General features: G+C 39.5%; 1 protein-coding gene. It reads right to left on the bottom strand.

What is annotated here, in order from left to right; all coding sequences use genetic code 11:
- Nucleotides 1-61: 61 nt before the first annotated feature.
- A partial coding sequence (locus tag A3761_RS02025) for a zinc ribbon domain-containing protein YjdM (protein ID WP_068749696.1) occupies nt 62-306 on the bottom strand: 245 nt, incomplete at its 5' end.

Below are 306 nucleotides of genomic sequence, written 5' to 3'. Positions count from 1 at the left end.
ACCCTTCTAAAGATATAACGCGAGAATATCGAAGCTCTCCTATAGAGAGAGCCTATCAACGCTAAGCTTTTTTAACGTATTTCGGTGTCACTTTAAGCGCACCGATTCCAGGGATCTTACAATCAATATTGTGGTCATCAGAGCTTTCGATCAGGCGAATATTTTTGATCTTGGTGCCAACTTTTACGACTGAAGAAGAGCCTTTGATCTTAAGGTCTTTAATAACGGTAACACTATCGCCATCAGCTAACACTGCGCCATTTGAATCTTTTACAATCAAACGATCTTCATCTTCTTCAGCATTAA

The sequence above is a fragment of the Oleiphilus sp. HI0123 genome, assembly GCF_001635315.1.
This window is presented reverse-complemented; position numbering and strand designations above follow the sequence as displayed.